A 20,603-nucleotide genomic window follows, 5' to 3' on the forward strand; every position below is an offset into this window, starting at 1 on the left:
TGAAGATAATGAAGTTATTCAACCTATTGCCCCGCTTGTCGGTCGCGGCGGCGGCTTTTACCTGTACCCTCTCCGTCTCGGTGGCGGGACCGCTCGGCGAGTGGCATTTCGACGAGCCCCAAGGAACCGGCATCGAAGAGACCATCAATTCCGGAAGTTGGAATCCGGAAGAAACGTGGGTTTACCGGCCCGGGGTGTCGTCTTCGAGCGGCAACTTCAATGCCGCCACCACCGGAACCGGCGTTCTCCGGATCGAGGACACCCAGGAAACGCAGCGAAGCACCTTTGTCACTGGTCAACATCAGACTCCGATGCGAATGGAGGTGGAAATCCCAGCCTTTTCGTTTTCCGGAGGCACGGTTGGCGAAGGGGCCGATTTTGGTTTTTACACCTCCACCCACAATAATGTCGTGAACATGACCCTCCGACGGGACGCCAGCAACGAAGTCTCGATTTCCGGGGGAGCATTTTCCGGGACGGACATTCCAAGGGAGATTTTGTTCACCAGCAACAGTTACAACGGATCCAACGGGTCGTTGTGGATGGCGTTGGACTTCGATGAGGTCAATGAGGAATACGAAGTCTTTTATCGTTTTGGAACCGAAGATCCCTGGACATCGATCGGGGTGGGGACCAGCGACTTCAATGTCGCTCGGCGGGCCGAAACGGTCGCGATCAGCACCCGGGGGCATCTGACCGGATCCGAATTCCTGGAAATCGGATACATCGTGGTCGATCAAGTCGTGGAGGAGGTGCCTCCGACGCCAAATGCGCTTTATGAGTGGCGATTCAGCGAGGTCGCCGACACGTCGGTGTATGATACGGTGAACATCGGAAGTGAAGCGCCGGATACCTGGGCCGAGTCGGCTGGCTTCAACGCGTTCATCAGCTCGTTCACTACCGGCGACGGGGCATTTCGGGTTCGGGAAACGCACGCCGCTCAGGCCAGCGTTTTCACCGGGGCGATCGTCGATCCGCTTCGTTACGAAGTAGAGATCAGAAGTTTTGCATTTGGTGGAGGAACCGCGACCGAATCGTTACGCTTCCGGTTTGTCACCGACACGGAAGGCCAGGTTGCGGAAATGCGGTTTGGCCGTACCGCAGCGAATGTTGTGCGACTCTGGGGCTTGGCCTTTGGCACCCATTCGGAGAGTATTCCAGCCTACACTCTCTTCGAGGAGCAGTCCCGGGATGAGCCGCTTTGGTTGGCCTTGGATTTCGATCCGATCGCTTTGCAATACGAGATTTTTTACCGGCTGGATCCGGAGGATGAGTGGACGTCGATCGGTGTCGGTGCACTGGATGCGAGCCGGACCGGGGAAACCCGGCGTATTGCTCTGGGGAATACGGGTCATTGGGGAGCCACAGGCGAACACGCCGACATCTCCAGTATCACGATCCTCACCAACATCGCGCCGGCAGATCCCCTTCCCTACCCTGTGCTCTATTGGGGAAGCACCGAATCCGGAGGCGATGCGCGGATCATGGGCTCGGATCAGAACGGGGAGAATATCCGGGTCGTTTTTGACGGCACCGGCGAAGGGGGGACCACGATGAACGGTAAGCCCCTTGGGTTGACCATGACCGAAGATTACATCTACTGGGCCGATCTCGGTGGAGGCCAGGCCCACCAGGCGGGAGGTGTCTGGCGCGCCGCCCGCAACGGCGACGGCGCCCAACTTTTCGTCGAGCGTCCCTCGGAGTTCGTCAACGATGCCTTCCGCGTCCAGTTCGTCGAAGTCGATGAAGCGAACGGGCGACTTTTCTTCTCGGAGTGGCATTCGGGTCTCTTCGTTGCCGATCTTGAGACTGGCGGAGATGTCGTTTACCTCGGTCAACCGAATCCAAGCATGGGCGAACCGAACCCGGCGCCTCGGACGATCGGCATCGCCGTTCTCGACGAAGACCATGTCTTGACGGTCAATGCCAACGACTCCTGGCTTTACATGACCAATGTCGTCACCCAAACCCATCAACCGGTGGCGGATCTCTTTGTTCCAGCGGAAAACTTCGAGGATGTGGACCATTACGGGATCGCGCTCGATCTGGAGAATAAGATTCTCTATTTCACCGGATATGCCGCTCACCAACTCGGGTCGTTGGACTTCACCTTTGATGGCGAGACCTTCACGCCGGGGACGCTGACCGTTTTGGTGGAGGCCGAAGGCACCACTGTTTCGCAACGGCGGACCTATGGGATCTCCCGGACGGCTTCAGGCAAGATCTTCTACGTCCATGATAGTTCCGGCACGATCTATCAGTATGATCCGGCGGCTCCCGGGAATGCGGTCGCCGTCGTGGTGCACACCGTCTCCGGGCAACGTCCCCACGTCGGGGTGGCCGCATGGGATCCGGTGGCGCCGATTTCCGGTTACGCCCAATGGGCGCAAGACGTGTTCGGAGAGGATTACGGAGACGAAAGCATCAGTGGCCCGATGGCTGATCCGGATGGCGATGGCATCGTCAATCTGCTGGAGTATGCCTTGGGCCTCGATCCGTTGGCACCCGGGGTGATTCATCTTCTGGAAGGGTTGCTCGAGGTGGAGGGGGAGGAATACCTCACGCTGTCGTTCGATCGGCCGTCCGGCATCGTCGGGGTTGATTATTGGGTCGAAGTTTCGACCGATTTGATTGAGTGGGTGCCGGGAACCGGGGATATGCTCACGACCAGTGAGGAAGGCGTGGATACCGTCACTTATGTCGATGATGTCGCCGTCTCCGGAACGGATCGTCGGTTTCTTCGGCTGGGGGTGAGCGAGAGCGATTGATCCCGACGGGGAAACGATCGACCACGCTCCTGATCAAGGAGGGCGGGCCTGCAGGCCCGTCCTCCTTTTGTTTTGGGAACACCCCACCATTGCACCGGCGAGCAGGGTGGGGTGGGTCTCATTTGTTCAACGATTGAAATCGGTGAAATTGACCGCACCCCCGGATGTGAGTTGGATGGTGCGTAGAAACTTCTCCTCAACTTTTCGCTTGGCGGGCCGATCAATTGGCCGTTGCAAAGGCATCTCAAAAAAGAAAGTCATTATGAACTACAGATCCCAAACCAATCCCAAAACAGCCGCTTTCACCCTGATCGAGCTTCTGACGGTGATCGCTATTATCGGTATTCTGGCGGCCATCCTGATTCCCGTGGTGGGCCGGGTCCGCGACAGCGCGAGGACGGCCCAGTGCGTGTCGAACTTGCGCCAGCTATCCACCGGGTATCATCTCTATGCGAACGACAACGGCGGGCGCCCCATTGACACGACTCTTTGGACCGAGAGCCGGACCGATGGAATGTGGCCTTACTTTGATTTGACCTGGCTTGAGAATCAGGAAGGGTTGCCGGCACCGACCGTGTTCACTTGTCCCGGGTCGAATATGACGAACCCGAGCACCAATCGCTGGGCGGCGAACTACTCGGTGAATCGAAACACCACGCGTGCCAACGATGGTATCGATAATAACCCTTTTAATGGTAGGTATTTTTTGAAAAATGTGGAAATGGCCCATACCCCGAGTCAATTGGTCAAGTTCGCCGATGGAATCGTTTCAACGGCCCGCAAGTCGAGCGGGGGTCCGACGGGTTATCTTCGGCCGCTCACCACCGACACCCCATTGAACAGTGCCTCATGGCATTTCCTTTGGCCTCACGGCGAACGGGTGAACATCGTTTTTCTCGATGGTCACGTGGAGCGTTTTGCCGAGGAGGATTTTGAGCCGTACAACGATATCAACTCGTCGTTCTGGCAGCAGACTTACATCCCGTAAGGGGAGAGGAAGTTCAGATCAAGGTAGGTGGGACCTTCGCGAACGCGTGTCCCCCGGATTGCCGCGGTGCGTTGGAGTTCCGCATTTATGCGGTCCCGGCGAAAGGGCCAAAGGCCGACACTGAAGGAGAGCGGAATTTTCCTTTTCACAAGCCGACATCCGGGCTGCGCCGAGGAAGGACCTGGAACGAAACTTCCCCACCACTGGGAGGGATGGCATCCTGCCGTCCGCCGTCGGTTTCAGAAGAAGGTCGGCTGGAAGCCAACCCTCCGATTTCTTCGCTCCGCAACCCGCATGAACAGTGCGTTCATAATTGGGCCGCATGAAACCGGAACTCAAACCCGTAACCGAAAATCGCAAAACCTGTGGGATGAACCGCCTCCCGACCGGGATGGTGCGGATGGCGTTGACGTCGAGACCGTCCGTCCCAAAGCTTCCATTCAATTGTTGAATTTCCATGGGATACAAGACGATTGATCGTGTGGTCCTTAAGGACGTTGCCACGGCGGCCGGGGTTTCGGTTTCGACCGCCTCCTTGGCGTTGCGGAACGATCCTCGTCTGGCCGACTCAACGCGGGAAAAGGTCCATCGGGCGGCGCAGAATCTGGGTTACCGGCCGAATCCCAAGTTGGCTCAACTGATGACCACGGTCCGGGGGAGTCAGAATCTGCCGTTGGTCAGTATCGGTTTGGTGACCCCGAAGGTCGATCCGCGTCGGCGGGAAGTTTCGCCGATTCTGCACGGGGCCAAAGAACGGGCCGCCCAACTCGGATATACTTTCGAGGAGTTTCCCTTGGTCGGGGGGATCGGTAGCGAGGCTCGGTTGAATGAAATCCTGCGGGCAAGAAACGTCGACGGGGTGATCGTTTATTCGTTTCACGATTCCGGCGCCACGCTCAATCTCGATTGGAATTCACTGTCGGCGGTGGCGATGGGTTACACCTTGGCCAAGCCCTGTCTTCATCGGATCGCGTTCGATCACTTCAGCGGGATCGCCCTGGCCTTCGAACAACTCCGGAAGCGAGGTTACCATCGGATCGCCACGTGCCTCTCGACCCGGGCGAACGATTCGGTGCGGCGCGCCTGGGAACTCGGGCATGTGTTGCAAACCACTGGGCGGAACAAAGGCGGGAGCTTCGCACCATTGGTCTCGGCTCAATTGGAGTTTCCCACCTTCGAGAAATGGTTCATGCGGAGGCGGCCCGATGCGATCGTGGCCGACGGCTACCACCTCCAGATCCTGGAATGGTTGGACAAAATGGGAGTCAGCGTGCCGGACGAGGTTGGTTACATCGACTTGCACCACAAGGCCCACCGTCCGGGGATCAGCGGGATCGATCAAAACGAATACGTGATGGGCTCGACCGCCGTCGACATGTTGGCGAACGAAATCTACCTCAACATGAGGGGGATTCCGAAATGGCCCCGCACGATCACCATCCAGGGCCGTTGGGTGCAGGCCGGAACGACCCGCGACATCGTGGCGGGATAAGCCGTTTTTCTTACAGAAGGTAGGGAAGGAAGCGAAGAAGGGACGGATTTACATGGAATGAATTTTCCCGCCACTGGGAGGGATGGCATCCTGCCGTCCGCCGTCGCCGTCGTTTCAGGGTAAGGTCGGCTGGAAGCCAACCCTCCGATCTTTGCTCTACAACCCGCATAAACACAGAGGGTTTACAGAAGGTAGGGAAGGAAGCGGAGAAGCCGGATTTTCAGTGGATAAAAACGTATTTCCCTATACTGAGCTCCTGTTTCGCTTCTCCTTCGTTCTTCTTTGCTTCCTTCTGTTCAAAATTGCGGGTGGCCAAGATTCTGTTTCAACGGTTGAATGTAAACCCCTTGTTTCGCGGGTGGAGTCGGGCACTCTTTTTTTAGCAAAAAACTGATCCGAGAAATCCCGTCACGTAAAACCCGCTTATGTCTCCGATATCTTATTTGTTCAAAGAACCGACCCGCATCGCCACCTTTGCCATCTTATTGCTCGGCCTCCTTTCCGGCTGTGCCGAAAGTCCGGCGGAAAACCGGTTTCGCCCGGTGGAAGGGGATGTTGAGTTCGTCCGCGACGGCGAGGCCCGGGCGGTGGTGGTGATTCCCGACGACTCGTATTCAATTCTTGATTACGCGGCCGAGGAGTTGGTCGCGCACATCGCGAAGGCGACCGGGGTCACCCTCAATGTGGTGAAGGAATCCGACTTGCCGAGCGGATTTGATCTAGGTCGGATCTTCATCGGCGGCACCCGGGCCGCGGCGAAAGTCGGAATCGACCCGAACGAATTGAATCCCGACGCCTTTCGGTTGCTCGCCGACGGCCGGGACTTCTTTATCGTCGGACGCGATACCCGGGTCGGTCCTGTCTTCAACCGAACCACCCGCAACAACGCCGATCCTTTTCTTCGGGGAACCTTGTATGGCGTTTACGAAGTGTTGGAACGGGCGACCGGTGTTCTCTGGCTTTGGCCCGGCGATCTCGGCGTGTTCGTGCCGTCGGCCGACACCGTGGGGATCCAAGGCGGACTGGACGAAACCATCGAGCCGACCTTCGCCTTCCGCCGTTTTCGCACTTGGTATGTCGACGAGGTTGTCAACGGTACCGTGGTTCTCGATGCGGACCGGGCGCGCCTCTCGTTTACCCCGAAAGGGGCGGAAACTTATTCCACCGCCACCCATGCGCATCTGGCGAGGCACCGAGTCGGGTTTTCCGAACGCAAGCCGCACGTCGGGCATTCCTTCACCGGATTGTGGAACCGGTATGGCGACCGTCACCCGGAATTTTTTATGATGCGCGAGGACGGGGAGCGGGGACCGGCCCCCGGCGCGACGGAACGCCAACGGCGGGAGGTTTCCCTCTGCGTTTCGAACCCGGACGTGCATCGCTTCCTTGTGGAAGAGATCTGGGACGGCGGTGATATTTTGCGGCTCTCCGACGTCGACGACCGGGTTTTCTGCCAATGTCCGGATTGCAAGGCCTGGGACCGGCCGGTCGACCAACCCGATTTCGCCCGCTACGAACCGCTGGTGTCCGACCGCTACGCCCGCTTCTGGAAAAAGGTCCACGATCTGGCGGTGCAGCGTAATCCGGACGTCATCGTGACCACCCACCTTTATTGGAATTACCTGCCGGCTCCGGTTTCGGACGATCTCCGACTCGAAGGGGTGTATGGCGATTATGTGCCGTGGGGCAATCGCGACATCACTTTTTATCCGATGACGGACGAGGCGCATGCCTGGAACAAGGAACAATGGCGCGGATGGAACGACCGCGGTCTGACTCTCGGTTACCGGCCGAACTTTATGCTGGGCGGATACATCATGCCCCACCTCAGCACCTGGCAGGCCGGGGATATGTTCCAATTCGCCGCCCGCAACGGCATGGTCGGATTCGACGTCAGTTGGCTGGCCCATTGGGGGGCCTCCGCGCCGATGTATTACGTGCACATGCGTTTGGCGGTCGATCCCGAGCGGGAACTCGCCGATTTGCGGAAAGAGTTTTTCTCCGGTTTCGGACCTGCGGCCGGCGCGGTGGAGAAGTATTTCGATTTTTGGGAGGAGTATTCGCGGACCGACGCTCCTTTCGGTGGACTCGGATGGAACAATCCGACCGCCGCGAACCGGATGTATCCGCCATCGGTCTTCGTGCGCGCGAGGGCGTTGTTGGACGAAGCCGAGAAGGCGGCCTCGCGGGATTCCCGGTCCGAATTCGTCGAGCGGGTGCGATTCCTGAAGGCTGGTCTGGAGCACGCCCGCCTGGCCGCCCGTTTCTTCGGAAAACTTGGCCGCAACGGGGAAGTGCCGACCGACGACCGGGAACAATTCGAAGCGGCCCGGGCCGATCTGAAGGAATTGATCGAATTCCGGCGCGCCCATGAAGGGATGTTCATTTCTGATCTGGTGGCAGCCTCGATGGTGGAGACCCGACGGGTCGATTTCAACAAGCTGTTCGAAGGGGATTTCGATGAAATCGCGGCGGTGGCTTCCAATGGAAGCTCCTCCGGGCTCCAGCCATGGGAGACGTGGTATTTCCGGAAGGACGCGGAGGACGTCGGACTTGCGGAAGGGTGGTATTCGCCCGATACCGAGGCGACGACGAAAGGGTTGCGAGTCCGGGTGGGGTGGGAACCGGAACTTCGGATTGACGAATCGATTTGGACCGAAGTCCAAGTCCCCGCGCATTTGGACGCTACCGGAATCGGCGATTTTCTCGGGTATGGCTGGTACGCCACCGTCTTCGAGGTTCCGGAAAACTGGCGAGGTCAAACCGTGGATATCCAGTTTGACGGGGTCGATGAGCAAGCGTGGGTTTTCTTTAACGGCACCCAAGTCGGGGAGCATTCGGTAGAGTCGGAAGGCCGTCCGGTGAGCCAGCTGTGGGATGCGCCGTTCTCCGTGGAGGTTCCGCCTCATTTGGTCCGCGCCGGACGCGAAAACCTTCTTGTGGTGCGCGTCCATGCGTCCCGCGGATCCTTCGGGATCTGGAGACCGGTCTCGTTGCGACCAGCGGACGATCTCTATTAGGGTTTCGCGAGGGAGCGGCGCGCTTCAGCCGCCGTCGTTGGGCGGGCGAAGTTTATGGACGATCCCCGTGCCCGACGTTCTTCGGCTAAAGCACGAAGCTCCTGCGTGTGCGCTGGAATAAATCCCATCGAGTGAAAACTCGATGCTGCTATGAGGGTTTCGTGACAAGCGGAAAATGAAACCGTTGTTTGATTTATTTTTCTTAGGACATTCTTAAGATCTGCTTTCTTACCTTAGTTCCCCTAGCGGGGGTTTGGGGGCGGCAATGAGCCCCAATCTTTTGGCCTTTGGAGTTGCCCCCGGAAAGGAATGTCTCTCGTCCCCGGTCCCCTCGAACTGGCCGGGGGGACAAACTGCTATCCGCGCGTGCCTTAGAGGCAGCGCATTATAATTTATGCGACCCCCGGCGAGGCCGGAGGAAAAGAGGGACGGAGCAAGCGGCACAATCTACAGGAACGGATGAAAGTCCAAGCATCGAAACGTGCGCGCTCCACTCCGAAATCGGGTTCGCTTCAGGCAAAAAGATCAAAGAACAAAAAGGGAAGTTGGTTGCCCTCAGCCGACTGCAACCTCGGGCATCCTCAGGCCGAGCTTCTCAGGCGTGGTTTGACCGGTGGCCAACCGCCACAGATCGATGGCGAGCTTGCGGGCGGCCGCGACCGCGATCTTGCGCCGAGACCGGCCGCTGACAAGCTTCTCGACCAACTCGCGCACGGGCGGGTAATCGGGTTGCCATCGCACCATGCGCCAGACCGCTTCGATTAACAGGGCGCGTATTCGCGGATTGCCGTGCTTGTTTATACTCAGATCCCGGGAGGATCCTCCGCTTTGGTGAACCCCGGCACATAATCCGACGAAGCCGGCCACTTGACGCCGGTTCTTAAACCGTCCCCAGTCGCAGATCTCCCGCAGGAGCATCACCCAGGTCAGGGCTCCGATTCCGACCGGCAGAGGCTGTTTAACCTCCTCGACCAGTTCCTTTTTGATGGCCCTTTCCTTCTCGTCGAGCTTCAGCAGAATCTCACGCATTACCTCAAGTTGCTGGACCAGATACTCGGGTAATTCGAGACAGAGATCCTTCCATTTGCGCGGCCCCCACCAACGGCCTTTCACGTGGAATCCCTGCGCCAGCAACGCGCTTCGACCACGTGCCTCCCATCCACTCCGGCTCTTCTTGATCTGATCGCGCAGACGTGATCTCGCCCGCGCCTGTTCTTCCTCCTGGCTTGGCACACGAATGACCGTGAAGGCCTTCTTGTTGCCTCGCAAATAGCGGTCGAGTTGGTCGACCAGCCCCCGCGCATCAAGGTTATCCGTCTTTTGGTTGCGTCCGCCCGCCAGGCTCACCGGGGCAACCACGAAAACGGTGGCTCCCAATTCGGTGAGCTGGCGGTATAATCCATAGCCGCAAGGACCAGCCTCATAACAGGCATAAACCTTCAGGTCGGCGGCCACTAACTTGCCAACGAGGCGAACCAGTTCCTCGTGCTTCAAGCGCAACGGGCGTTGCGGCAAGCTGCCGTCCACCTGTAGGCAAGCCACGCCATCGCGGGCATGAAGATCGATCCCGAGCTTGACCTCCTGCCCATTGGACGAGACGATTCCGTTAATCAATTTGGAGAAGTTATTTTTCGATTGGTTATTCATATCGGGCGACATGTTGGAGAATTCTTTCCCACTTGTCGCCCTCATGTTATCTACGCTTCGCTTCCGAATTCAACGTTTGAAGCCAGAAGCTTTGTCGGGGGAATTCAAACATATCACTCTGTCTTCCGGATTCTCGAAATCAACCAACGATCCCAAACATTGAAACCCAAGGATGATATGAAGACCCTACAAAAAACGATAATGCTCCGCTTCGCAATGGGCCTCACCCTGCTCAACGGATTCGCGCTGTCGGCGATGGCCCAGACGCAGACGAGTTGGACCGGTGCCGAAAGCGGTAACTGGCACGTTGCTGAAAACTGGACGAATGGTGTGCCGAGTGCCTCTCTTGGGGCCAGCTTCGACGCGACCGGAACCGCAAATCAAAACATCAGCATCAACCCGAGCACATCCGCACATTCGTTGACGTTCCGAGGGTTGTCTGGTTCTGGGACTCCGCATAATTATACGCTTTCGACGGGAGGAATTAGGAATATCGCACACTTGACGGGCATTTATGTGGAGGAGGGGGCTGGCGCTGTTACCATCAATCCCGGGAGCTTTCTTCATTTTGTGGGGGACGGAGCGACCGGGGACATCGTCAACAACTCGGCGAATCCACTGATTTTGAATGCCCAATTGCATCGAACCGGCGGCTCAAGCCTCACCGTTCAGTTTGGGGGATCAGGTGACACCATCCTGACCGGTGGATACCAAGGCACTGTGGTGAGAGGAGAGGTCAATGACCTGAGAATGTCTTCGGACATGACTGGCAGCCTCACGGTTGATGCGGGGCTGTTAGTGGATCGAGGCAGTCGAACCGAAATTTATGGCGGTACGCTGATCATGGATGGAAACCATGCGGGCAGAGGGTTTTACCTTTGGGTTGGGGGTGAAGGCTCCACGGCTACCTTGACCGGGAATGGAACGATCGGAAATGTTTCGATTGCCGGCGGCTCGCCTGACGCTTTCGGTATGCCCATCCGGATGCTGGAGAACGCCGTGGTCAATCCGGGACGGGTCGGCGAGACGGGAGCCCTCACGTTCTTCGATCAGCTTGTCGATTTTCAAGCGGATTCCACGCTCCGTTTGGATTTGCTCAATCCGGGAGATCACGATCGTTTGTATTTCGCGGCCAGCGGTGCCGGTGCCGCGGCCACTCTCGCGCTTCAATCGGGCACCGCCTTGGATTTGAACTTCCTCGATGGGCCGGTCGCGGGGGAGTATGTGATCCTCTCTGGATATAGTTCCCGGACCGGGACGTTCGACGGATGGAACGACGGTCAGGTCCGGACGATCGAAGGGTATGACGGTTGGACCTTTTCGTTAACTTATGCGCCGGACGAAATCATTCTCACCGCGATTCCGGAACCTCGCATGTTCGGTCTGGCCGCGGGGGTTTTTCTTGCAGTGATCCTCCTCCGTCGCCGACGTGTGACCGAATGAGGCGGAGTCAAGTCCAACGGGCTTGGCGTCGGAAGGCTGCGGGGGAGCAGCGGCGGGCGGTAGTGAAGGCCCGGGTGAAGTGATAGCGGTCGCAGAAACCGCAGGTGACGGCGATTTCGTCGATGGTGCGGGAACTGTGGTGAAGCAACAGGCAAGCGAGGTCGAGCCGGCGTTCGCGGGCGAACCGCGCGGGGGTCGTCCCGGTTTGCTCCCGGAAGAGGCGGACGAAGGAGTTCGCGGTCATCCCGGCGGTTCGGGCCAGACGGGTGACCGGGACAATGGCCGGGCTGTGTTCTTCGATGATCCGAATCGCTCGCGAAACGCGTTCCTCGGGATCGATGGTCGTCATCCATCCGGCCGGGGGGAGGCGTCCGAGGATTTCGGCCGTGAACGCGATCGTTTTCCAATCGGCGGTCGAATTCGATGGTTCCTGGAATAGGGCCAGAAAGGCCTTCCGGTCGGTACTGGTCGCGGAGAATAAAACGGGGGCGGCGGCGTTCCATCGCTGGGCAGTGAGAAAATGCACATAATTGTGCGTGACCGGTGCGCGGTTGGAACTGGCGAATGAGGTTTCCGGGGGGATGAGGATGATCCGGTCGGGGAGAAGGGGAATCTCGACTCCGGAGTGGAAGATTGAGGCCCCCGGATATTCATTCCAGTAGATTCGCCAGTAGGGAGCTCGCAGGTCGGGGTGGGCCCAGGAATCGAGGCGAGTCCGGTGGCGGATCAGGATGAGGAGGTTCTGGCGGACCGGACCGACGGTGGTTTGAGGAAGGCGACTGGAATAAAACATGCACAAACAATTAAGCATTCGTCCATTGTCGGGCAAGCTCGACTCTGGCAGGATTTCGGGTATGTCAAAGTTCCCGCACTCCCTTCGGTTTCGCCAGGTCCATCTGGATTTCCATACTTCGCCGCACGTTCCCGGGATCGGGAGCGCCTTCGACAAGAAGGCCTGGCAGGAGACGTTGCGGGAGGCGGCGGTCGATTCGATCACTTTGTTCGCCAAGTGCCATCATGGGTGGAGTTATCATCCGACCGAGGTCGGCCAGCGGCATCCGAATCTTGAATACGACTTGTTGCGGGCGCAATACGAGGCGACCAAAGAGGCCGGGATCAATGCGCCGATTTATCTCTCCGCCGGGGTCGACAATCTGGCGTCGCACGATCATCCGGAATGGAGGGAGGTCGACAAGGATGGGCGTTACACCGGCTGGGCACGGGGGACGTTGGACGCCGGTTTTCATATGATGGATTTCCATAGTCCGTATCTCGATTATCTGGTGGAGCAGATCCGCGAAGTGGTCGGGATGTTTCCGGATTGCGACGGCATTTTTCTCGATATCATTTCCCAGCGTCAGTCGTGCGGTCGCTGGAGTTTGGAATTCATGCGGGAAAACGGTCTCGATCCGGAAAAGGAGGAGGACCGGATCGAGTCGTCGCGCCGGGCATTGGAAAAGTATTACCGGGCGACCACGGAGGCAGCACGGGTCGGGCGGGACGACATGCCGGTTTTTCATAACGCCGGGCACATTCCGCGCGGGCAGCGGGGGATTCTGCCGTATTTCAGTCACTTGGAACTGGAGTCGTTGCCGACGGGCGGATGGGGGTACGATCACTTTCCGACATCGGCCAAATACACCTGCAATCTGCCGTTCGATTTTCTGGGAATGACCGGGAAGTTTCACACCACCTGGGGGGAGTTCGGCGGTTACAAACATCCAAACGCGTTGCGTTATGAGTGCGCGGCGATGTTGGCGTTTGGAGCCAAATGCAGTGTCGGCGACCAGTTGCATCCGGCGGGCGAACTCGACCGGTCGACCTATGCGATCATCGGCGAGGCTTTCCGGGAAGTGCGGGCGAAGGAGCCATGGTGTGGGGGGGCACGGCAGGTTTTCGATTTGGCGGTTTTGTCGAGCGAGGCGGAGAACGGCACTTTCCGCGAAAATGCGCCGGACGACGGGGCGGGGCGGGTCTTGTTGGAGAGCCACTTTTTGTTCGGGTTGATCGACCGGGAGATGGAATTTTCCGGATACAAGGCGATCCTGTTGCCGGACGACATTCGGATCGATCGTTCCTTGAAGGAAAAGCTTGATGCGTATTTGGCCGGAGGAGGGAAACTGGTGTTATCCGGGGAAAGCGGATTGTGGCGGGACCGGGACGAATTCGCGTTCGATTTGGGAGCGGAATACAGTGGATTGAGTCCGTGGCACCCTTCGGAGAAGGAACCGAATCGGGGGCACGATTATATTCTGCCGAAGGCGGAGCTTCGTCCCCATTTTGTGGATATGCCGCAGATCATGTATGAGCGGTCGCACCGGATTCGGGTGACCGATGGCGTGTCGTTGGGCGAGATTTTCGATCCGTATTTTAACCGGACCTGGGAGCATTTCTGCAGTCATCAACATACGCCAAATCGGTTGGAGCCGTCCGGGTTCGATTGCGGAGTGAGGCATGGCAACATCCTTTATTTCTCCCATCCGGTTTTCCGGCATTATCGGGCGTATGGGGCGGTGGCGTATCGAGAATTTATCGTGAAAGCGTTGCGGAGTTTCCTGGCGGATGAGTTGACGTTGGAGACCGATTTGCCCTCGACCGCCCGGGTTACGCTGACGAAGCAGGACGAGGAAGACCGTTATGTGTTGCACTTGTTGTATGCGCCGACAGTAAGCCGGGGTGGAGTGATGCAGTTGTCGGGGGGCAATGCCGCGGGTGGGCGCAGCGTGGAGGTGATTGAGGATCTGCCGCCGTTGCATGAGGTGGCGGTGACGTTGCGTCTCCCGGCCGGGGTGACGGAGGCGAAGATGGTTCCGGGGGGGCAGGAGCTTCCGGTAAGGAGGGAGGGGGAGCGTTTGACGATCGAGGTCCCGCGGTTCGCCTGTCACCAGATGGTGGAGTTGCGGTAGGCGCGGGGCCGTCCTCCTTTGTAGGACGGTCTGTTTACTCCGCTTGGAGGAGGGTGATTTGGGTGGTCAGGTGGTAAGGGGCGGTGGTGCCGCGGGCGGGGAAATTGGCTTGGACGTAGTAGGCGAGGTAACCTTCGACGGGGCGGTCGGGTTGAACGGTGAGCTCGCTGTTCCCGGTGAGTGGGGTGGAGGTCCATTCGGCCTTTCGGAAGTCGAGGTTGGGGCTGGTTGCCTGCCAGAGGAGGAGCTCGGCGTTTTCATCGGACCAACGGACGGTGGTGGATCCGTCATCGGCCAGGGTCCATTCGAAGTCGGCGAGGGAACCGCCGCGGAGGACGGCGTCGAAGAAGGCGATCAAGGTGGGATAAATAGAAAGATTCAAGCCGTGGCCGGCGTTGGCGGCGTAGGCGAGATAGGTGACGCCGGGGAGTTTGTCGTAATATAGGTTGGCGGCGTCGAGCGTCCAAAACGGGTCGTTGGTGCCGAGGAGGAGGAGTTTCGGAACGGTCAAGCGGTCGCGGTAGGCGAATGGATCGACGACTTCAAGGAGGCGGCGTCCGGCCGGAGTGTCGAGTTGATCGATCAGGCCGCGTTCGGTGTAGGGGCTGATTTGAGGGCTGAGGCTTTGGCCGTAGGCGAGCTCCTGTTTTCTCATTTGGGCGGGGATGTCGAGCATGTCGATCACCAAGGGGGCGGCGCCGATGACTCGATCGTCGACGGCGGCGGCGAGGTAGGTGGTCCAGCCCCGTTTCGAGGCGCCGCCGAGGATAAATTGGTCGACGGGGGTGTCCGCCTTATCGAGGAGATCGGAGACCATATCCATCGCCCGGACGGCGGATCTGACCATCGGCAGAAGGAGGACTCGCTCGATGTCGCCGGTTTCGAGGTATTGGATCATGGTGTGGGCGATCGCGTGATCTTCGGTCAAACCGCCGAAGAGGGGTTGGTTGGGGATTTGATTGACGATGGCGACGGGGACGCCGAGTTGTTGGGAGGCGTTGGCAATGAGGCGGAGTTCGGGGGAAAGCTTTGGCGGTTCGGCCCGGTTGGAACCGCCGGCGATCATGAGAACCGCTTTGCCGGGGTGTTTGATTTCGGCGGGTCTCATGACGTGGACCCAATGCTTCCAAGGTTCGCCGTCCCATGTTTGGCTGGTTAGTTGCAACGTATAGGCGGTGGCTCCGCCGATACGGGTTTCATGGACGATTTCATAGCGGAAACTGTCGTCCGTCTTTGCGACGAAGCGCTTCAGGTCGGCCCAGGCGGTGATGGTGGTGAGCAAAAGAGTGAAAACGGCCAATGAAATTTTCATGATGTCGGACGAACTGGTCGGATCAAATGAATGGACAGCCATGGTTTTCCCGGCTGATCGTTTTGTCAATTTGAACTCTTCGGTGGAACCCCGCCGATCAGTGGAGGTTTTGTCTTTCGATTGTTTCGAAGGCGACGATGTTCGATTGGATGTTGACCCAATGGACCCTTCTGAGCCCGGTGTGGGTCAGGAGGCGACGAAAATGCCTTTGGTGACTCGTCGGTCGCTGGAAGGAGGTTATGCGCCAAGTGGTTTCATCGTCAAGCAGGGGCATTTCCTGGGTTCCGAGGCGGGTGCCTTCAAACTCGATCTCAACTGGGGCGATTCGTGTTCCTTGCGGGGATAGGAAGTGGAAGGCCGCTTCCATGTACAAACTAATGTCGAGGAACGTCCCCCAGTGACGGATGATGTAGGACACGACATCGAGAAATGCCTGGCTGGGACGATCGAATCCGTTCCAATTATCAAGATTGAGCTGAAGCGGGGCTCGGTTGGAGAGATCGACTTGGGTTGAGACGAATCGGTATTCGACGGATTCCGGATGAAAGTTGATGAGCTTGCCGTGATGGAGGCCGGCGAGAATCAAGTAATGGATTGCTTGTTTCTGATGGTTTGGCGAAAACCTGTGACAGGCCTTGAGCTCATAGAGAGCTCCGGATTCGATGAGAAGGTCGATGTAATAAGATTTCGTGAAATCGCGGAATGTGGCAAGGAGCGGAACTTCCCGTTGAACCTCCAGACCACTTTTTTCACATCGGTCGCTCATGGCATTGCGATAGATCAATTCGTCGCAAAACCGGCCGAGTTTATTGTGGATGTCGAACGCGTGCCGCATGACTTCGCGGTCGATCTGATGAAAAGTATCTTGCTGAATGCGACGGATCGCAGGGGTAGATTTAAGGGGCATTTTTCGAGGGTCGGGGTTAGTAATAGAATGTTTTGTTGGAAAAATTATTCGCCCTTAGCCTGATCAGCAATGATTTTGTCGGGGCAAATTTGTCGGAGCGGGGAGTAGGCTGAGGGCGGGTGTTTTCGGACAGAATCATGGGTGGCAGAATCATTTTTTAAACGGTCTGGACGTGGCAATGATTTTGTCCCGAGAGGGGAAGGGGGTGGAGGGTGTTCTTGGACAGAATTATGGTTGGCAGAATCATTTTTACGCGGCAAGGATTTTGCCGGGAATGATTTGTCCTGAGCGTGGGAAGGCGGTGGAGGGCTGTTTCTGGACAGAATCATGGTTGGCAGAATCATTTTCAAACAGGTCTGGACGCGGCAATGATTTTGCCACCCATGATTTTGTCCTGTGGGAGTGTTTCAGGATAGAATCATTGGTGGCGATTTTGCGGAGAATGATTTTGTTCGAGTTATTGCGGTCGCGCTTCGGCGGGAAGTGGTGTGTATCACATTCTTCCAAAGGTGATTTTGTCGTCCGCGATTTGGAGGAGGAGGGCGAGGGTGTGGCGGAGGTAAAGGGAGGTGACGGGGAGGGTTTCGCGGGCAGGGGGTGGCGCGAAATGAGAGGGACGGGCGGCGGTCTCGGTTTTCATGGTAGCGATGTCGATGGTGAGGATGTCGTTGTCGATCTTGATCACGCAGCCGGTGTATCGTTGGGTCGCAGGCTCGTAATCGAGGGTGATTTGGATCGGGCGGCGTTTTAGATTGTAGGTGATCCGGGTTTGGTCGGCGGTGCGGTCGCTTTCAAGGGAGCCGAATTCTTCGAGGAGGCCGGGCACGCGGAGGCCGTATTGGAGGAGGTTGGAAAATAATTGCAGTTTGAGTCGGAGGCTGTTTCCCGCGTCGCCGATAAGGGGGGAGCCATCGACGGCTTCTTCTCCGAGAAGGAGGGTATTGAGGGGTTCGAGGAACACCCATGGTTGTTCCGATTGTCCAAAGGCGAAGCTGCCCCATTCCGGCGAGCGAAAGTGGAGGGCATGGCGGGCGTCGCCGGCGCGTTTCCATTGAAGGGAACCGGATCGGGCGGCGCCGTTTTCCGGCTGCCAGCTGAATTTCAGGTCGAGGACCTGGGCCTCCCGGATCGCGGCGGAAGGGCTGATCAGTTGGCCGGCGTGGACGAGGAAGCGCGTGAGGATCACTGAATCGGGTTCGTCGGCGGCGGGTGTCGCGGTCGGGGCGGGCGAAACCGGATCAGCCGATGGGTGGGTGAGAAACTCGGCGAGAAGGTCGATGATCTCCCCGAGGCGGGCCGCCATGGAGTAATGGCCGACCCCTTCCATCCAGACAATTTCTTCACGGATGCCGAGGGCGTCGCCTAATTGTTCGGCGTGTATCCGTGGGATCACTTCGTCTTCGGCGGCGTTGATCATCAGGATCTTTCCGGCTTCGGCTTTGGGGCGGAGTCGGGGGGCCACTTCGAGTGGATCGCGGCGGCTCAATTCCTGGCGGACCAATCGCTGGGTATCGGCGTCGAGGGTGGTGAAGGTGTCGCGGAGTTGCCGGGTTTCGTTGGCGGTTTGGATGATTCCCCAGAGGTCGCCGCCGGCCATGATCGAGCTGATTTTTCCGATCCGGGGTTCGATCGATGCGAAATAAAAGGAGAGGATTCCCCCCATGCTGATGCCGGCGACATTGACGGTGCCGGAGGGATCCGTTTGCCAAAGGGCCATGAAGTCACAGGCCCGCCGAAAATCGACGCTGCCCTGATCGATGAGTTGCATCAATTGGACCGGGTCGATCGGTCGGGAAGAGGAGAAACTTTGCGGTCGGCGATCGCCGTAGAAGGGAAGTTTGAACCAAAACGACGGGACGCCGGCCTGGGCCATTTCGAGGGCGACGAGTCGTTCCAAGGTGAAGTTGCCGTTGAGGATATGGAGGAGGACGAGAGGGGCGCCGCGTTGCGCTCCGGCGGCCGGAAGGAAAACTTCGCCGATGACGCGGTTGTTTTCGGGGTAATCCGAAACCACGGGGGAGGGGAACTCGACGGCGAAGCGAGAGATCCCGTCGACGTCGGGCATCCGGGTCATCATGGCGATGAAGTCGCCGGTTGCGCCGGAAATGTCGTGGTGGATTTGATCGTGGTCAGCGGCGGGTAATTCGGGCGCGCCGAAAAGGCGAGCGGACACGGTGGCGAGGAGGAGGAGGACGAGGAGGTTGCGGGTTCGGCGGAGCATGATCAGTTTTTCTCGGTTTGGAATTCGGCCAGCAAACCACGGAGGTTGAATCGGGCCGGTTCGCGGGCGGAGGCGACGTTTCGGTGGTCGGCGTTGGCAATCCAGAGATCGAGGGTCTCCGGGCGGAAAAGTGCGGTTTGGATGTTGCTGTTCATCGCGACCGGGCGGGCCATCAGCTCCCATGCCTCGCTGGGGCCGATCCGGCCAAATCCGCTTTCGACCCGGTCGACGAGATTGGTGTACCGGTTTCCGGATGACAACATCACGGTGGACGGGAGTGGGCGGGGGAGGAGGGGATGCGCTTCGCCCGGAAGGACCAATTCGAGCTTTTCCGGGGTGGCATAGATACCGACGGCGTGGTTTGGGTTGGCCTGGGACAAGACGTAGTAGTATTCGCAGGTGCGGGGATTGTTCGCGAAGATGGCGATACCCTCCTCGACGGTCGCGGCCCGCTCCATCACCTCGCGCATTAACTGGGCCATCGGTTTTCCGTCCCAATCGCCCCAGCCGGCGCCGCCCATCTCTCCGATGGCGACTCCCTTTTCGTTCATGGCGGTGACGGTCCCGGTGAAACCGGCGTAGCCGACGTTGAGCCAGCTGTATCCATCATCTGGATTAACCACCATCAGAACCGCCTGTTCCTCCAGTCCGAGTCCGGAAATGTAGTCTAGGATGCGGCCGTGGTAAAGCATGCCGTCGGCGGTAGCTTCGTCGAACATGGCGAACCCGCTGCAATGGAAGAGTTCGGGGAAGAAATTGGCCAACCGGACCTCTTCGCGGTGGAAACCGCCGGCGGCGGCCAACGCATCCATTTCCCGTAAGTAGGCGGGATTCATGTGGGGGAGCAGGCGGGCCTGGGCTTCCTCGATGTCGCCGAAGAACCAACTGCCGCGGATGAAGCTGCTGCCGACGCCGACTCCATAGAGGACGGTGTCCATGACGTGGCGGACCTGTTCGCGGAGGAGGACCCCATGTTGCTCGCCCATTTCTTCGGGGGAGCCTTCGAGATAGAGGACCAGCACGCCGTCGCGTTTCGATAATCGCCCTTTGCCGTGGGTGGCCAGCACTATTTCGCGACGGACGAATTCCCGGCCGCGGTTGCGCAGGCGGTCGGACGCGACGCGGATGAAATCAACGAGATGGCTCAACGCGACATCGGTGACGTGCGCTTCGCGTTCCGGGCCGAGGTCGAAAGGAGCGGATTCCGGCTCGGGGGGACGTGCGTCCAGCGCGAGGCGGAGCTCGACGCCGCCGTAGCTCAGGGACGTCTCCAGAGGGAAGGTTCCCGATGCGGGGAACGACCAGCGGGTGTTCACTCCGGTGATCCCGAGGAGAGAGCGGGTGAACTCGGTGGAGGAAACGGCAAAAGCCTCGCCCCCGTCTTCACCGCCGGAGGAGGAAACATTGAAAAGAAGCGGCAGCAGTTGGATTTGGGCGGGGGTGGCTGGCAGGCGGAGCAGGGAGTCGAGACGGATCTGGCGAAGGTAATCGGGGTCGGCCGCGAACGGTGGGACGGAGTTTTTGCCCCGCACGCCGAATTCCTTTTCCGGGAGGTAGATCCAAAGTTCGTCTCCTTGCCGGGCGAGTTCGAACCGGTTTTCGCGCCACGTTCCTTTCAGGCGGAGGGACCCATGGTCGCCGAGAAGCAGATTGATCTCGAGGCCGAGGAGCTCGTCGGGCAGTCCCTTCGCCTCGAGCAACCGGACGGTGACCTCCTCGGATTGGACCGATTGGATGATCCGGTTCCAATGGCTGGAGAAGCGCTCCATATCATTGGCGGGCTGGGCGGAAAGGAAGAAAGGGGACAGCAGGACGAGACCGAGAAAGGAAGCGAAGAGTTTCATGGGCGTTTGCTTTAGGGACGATGTGGGGGGAAAGCGAACTCAAAAGATAGAAGGG

At 58.6% G+C, this 20,603-nt stretch carries 13 protein-coding genes; 6 read left to right on the forward strand and 7 right to left on the reverse strand.

Annotation, left to right across the window (positions count from 1 at the left end):
* Positions 1–8: 8 nt before the first annotated feature.
* The 4 genes from ACWUI2_RS09795 (at position 9) to ACWUI2_RS09810 (ending at position 8,268) form a co-directional block, all read left to right on the forward strand.
* A complete protein-coding gene (locus tag ACWUI2_RS09795; RefSeq protein ID WP_486982675.1) occupies positions 9–2,768 on the forward strand; it encodes a hypothetical protein in 2,760 nt (919 codons plus the stop codon).
* Positions 2,769–3,030: 262 nt separating this feature from the next.
* A complete protein-coding gene (locus tag ACWUI2_RS09800) occupies positions 3,031–3,756 on the forward strand; it encodes a prepilin-type N-terminal cleavage/methylation domain-containing protein (RefSeq protein ID WP_486982676.1) in 726 nt (241 codons plus the stop codon).
* Positions 3,757–4,213: 457 nt separating this feature from the next.
* Positions 4,214–5,248: a LacI family DNA-binding transcriptional regulator gene (locus tag ACWUI2_RS09805; protein WP_486982677.1), complete on the forward strand. Its 1,035-nt coding sequence runs from the start codon at positions 4,214–4,216 to the stop codon at positions 5,246–5,248.
* Positions 5,249–5,673: 425 nt separating this feature from the next.
* Positions 5,674–8,268 (forward strand): DUF4838 domain-containing protein, encoded by a 2,595-nt coding sequence (locus ACWUI2_RS09810; RefSeq protein ID WP_486982678.1) that lies wholly within the window; start codon positions 5,674–5,676, stop codon positions 8,266–8,268.
* 555 nt (positions 8,269–8,823) lie between these two features.
* Here ACWUI2_RS09810 and ACWUI2_RS09815 read toward each other — a convergent pair.
* Positions 8,824–9,960, reverse strand: a complete 1,137-nt coding sequence (locus ACWUI2_RS09815; RefSeq protein ID WP_486981276.1) for an IS110 family RNA-guided transposase — start codon at positions 9,958–9,960, stop codon at positions 8,824–8,826.
* A gap of 156 nt (positions 9,961–10,116) precedes the next feature.
* Here ACWUI2_RS09815 and ACWUI2_RS09820 point away from each other — a divergent pair, with 156 nt between their 5' ends.
* Positions 10,117–11,358: a hypothetical protein gene (locus tag ACWUI2_RS09820; RefSeq protein WP_486982679.1), complete on the forward strand. Its 1,242-nt coding sequence runs from the start codon at positions 10,117–10,119 to the stop codon at positions 11,356–11,358.
* 7 nt (positions 11,359–11,365) lie between these two features.
* Here ACWUI2_RS09820 and ACWUI2_RS09825 read toward each other — a convergent pair whose 3' ends face one another.
* Complete coding sequence (locus tag ACWUI2_RS09825; RefSeq protein WP_486982680.1) at positions 11,366–12,151, reverse strand: helix-turn-helix domain-containing protein; 786 nt, start codon at positions 12,149–12,151, stop codon at positions 11,366–11,368.
* 61 nt (positions 12,152–12,212) lie between these two features.
* On the opposite strand from ACWUI2_RS09825, the gene ACWUI2_RS09830 reads away from it, so the two are divergent.
* Positions 12,213–14,264, forward strand: a complete 2,052-nt coding sequence (locus tag ACWUI2_RS09830) for an alpha-amylase family protein (RefSeq protein WP_486982681.1) — start codon at positions 12,213–12,215, stop codon at positions 14,262–14,264.
* 34 nt (positions 14,265–14,298) lie between these two features.
* Here ACWUI2_RS09830 and ACWUI2_RS09835 read toward each other — a convergent pair whose 3' ends face one another.
* From ACWUI2_RS09835 to ACWUI2_RS09855, 5 genes are all read right to left on the reverse strand, one after another.
* Entirely contained in the window at positions 14,299–15,576 is a 1,278-nt protein-coding gene (locus ACWUI2_RS09835; protein WP_486982682.1) for a PhoPQ-activated pathogenicity-related family protein, read from the reverse strand.
* A 97-nt stretch (positions 15,577–15,673) separates the two neighbouring features.
* The gene (locus ACWUI2_RS09840) at positions 15,674–16,483 is read right to left on the reverse strand and encodes a GxxExxY protein (protein WP_486982683.1); all 810 of its coding nucleotides are present in this window, start codon (positions 16,481–16,483) and stop codon (positions 15,674–15,676) included.
* Between the two features lie 249 nt (positions 16,484–16,732).
* Positions 16,733–16,990, reverse strand: coding sequence for a hypothetical protein (locus ACWUI2_RS09845; RefSeq protein WP_486982684.1), 258 nt, complete (start codon positions 16,988–16,990; stop codon positions 16,733–16,735).
* The gene (locus ACWUI2_RS09850) at positions 16,977–18,704 is read right to left on the reverse strand and encodes an alpha/beta hydrolase family protein (RefSeq protein WP_486982685.1); all 1,728 of its coding nucleotides are present in this window, start codon (positions 18,702–18,704) and stop codon (positions 16,977–16,979) included. Before ACWUI2_RS09850 ends, ACWUI2_RS09845 begins: the two co-directional genes overlap by 14 nt.
* A 2-nt stretch (positions 18,705–18,706) precedes the next feature.
* Positions 18,707–20,548, reverse strand: coding sequence for a C45 family autoproteolytic acyltransferase/hydrolase (locus ACWUI2_RS09855; RefSeq protein WP_486982686.1), 1,842 nt, complete (start codon positions 20,546–20,548; stop codon positions 18,707–18,709).
* Between the last annotated feature and the right edge of the window lie 55 nt (positions 20,549–20,603).

It is taken from the genome of Verruconatronum alginivorum (assembly GCF_056590205.1).